Annotated in this window: 2 protein-coding genes; both read left to right on the top strand. The window is 60.2% G+C overall.

Annotated elements, in window-relative coordinates:
• The first annotated feature begins 509 nt into the window (after nucleotides 1-509).
• The gene (locus CKO31_RS25915; protein WP_200243755.1) at nucleotides 510-1,028 is read left to right on the top strand and encodes an arsenate reductase (azurin) small subunit; all 519 of its coding nucleotides are present in this window, start codon (nucleotides 510-512) and stop codon (nucleotides 1,026-1,028) included.
• A 13-nt stretch (nucleotides 1,029-1,041) separates the two neighbouring features.
• A partial coding sequence (locus CKO31_RS25910) for a hypothetical protein (protein ID WP_322789218.1) occupies nucleotides 1,042-1,273 on the top strand: 232 nt, incomplete at its 3' end.

The following is a 1,273-nucleotide window of genomic DNA, read 5'->3' as shown; positions in this document are numbered from 1 at the left end:
TTCCCTTGTTGTAAAGTCTTGGTGACAATGGGGGCCGCGTGTAAGGCCCGAGTCGGCGGCTTCGTTCGACAGTAGTGCCGTCGTGGCACGTTGGCACCGCCTCGGATCAACTTCGAAAAAAGGTCAAGCCGGTGTCGCGAAAAGGGCCGGGGAACGGGCAGCTGATCCGCCGAAAATCGGCTGCCAGAGGGCGGTTGCTCGGCTGTTCGTCAAGATGCTACCGTATAAGTGCGGATCACGAAAGCATTTAAAGAAATACTAATATTGCTTCGGGTTGTACTGCCTCGGTACTCATCACGCGATCGCCACACTCCCGACCTCGTCCCCGGCGAGGTGGTGTTTGCGAGTGTCGACAGGCATCGTTTGTCGAGTGATCCTGGCAGCTCGACCCCAACACACAGGGGAGCTTGCGACCAATTTCGGGCAATGGTCCACTCGGCGCGCGACGCGCCACCAAGCCAAGTGGCGCTGCCCGGCCGCCAAAGCAAAACCTTATGGAGGAACGCGCAATGGCCATCGTTTCGCGACGCAAATTTCTGAAGGTAGGAGGGGGAAGTATCGCTGCCGGGGCGGCAGCCCTGGCCTCCCCCGGCGCCTTGGCAGAGCAGGAAGCGAGGCATGCTGGCAGGGTCACGCTGCCCTACCCCGAGAAGCCGGTAGCCGTCGCCTCGAGCATGCCTGCCAACGAGCCGGTCGAGTTCAACTACCCCGACGACGAGTCGCCGTGCGTAGCGATAAAACTGGGGTCGGCGGTGCCCGGCGGTGTCGGACCCGAGTCCGACATCGTCGCCTTCAGCACGCAATGCACGCATAAGGGCTGCATTGTTCACTACGACGCGCAGACGCGTAACTTCAAGTGCCCCTGCCACTTCAGCATGTACGACTGCGAGAAGGGCGGGCAAATGATCATCGGACAGTCCACCACCGACATGCCGTCGATCATTCTCAGCTACGACGCGTCCGACGACAGCGTTACCGCCATAGGCGTTAACGGTCTGATCTACGGCCGCCAAGCGAACACTTTGTAAGGAGGCAGACGTTGTGACGCCCAATGATCGCATTCCGCTGCCCCCCACGAATGCGGAAAAGACCAACATGGTTTGCCACTTCTGCATTGTCGGCTGTGGCTACCACGTTTACAAATGGCCGGCCAATCAAGAAGGGGGTCGAGCACCGCATGAAAACGCACTGGGACTCGACTTCCGTCGACAACTCCCAGCTCTGGAGTCGAGCCTCTCGCCGGCGATGGTCAATGTCGTCCAGGACCAGGCTC

The sequence above is a fragment of the Thiohalocapsa halophila genome (assembly GCF_016583825.1).
In the GTDB taxonomy this organism is placed as follows: domain Bacteria; phylum Pseudomonadota; class Gammaproteobacteria; order Chromatiales; family Chromatiaceae; genus Thiohalocapsa; species Thiohalocapsa halophila.
Note: the sequence above shows the minus strand (reverse complement) of the source record. Positions and strands in the feature narration are given on the sequence as shown.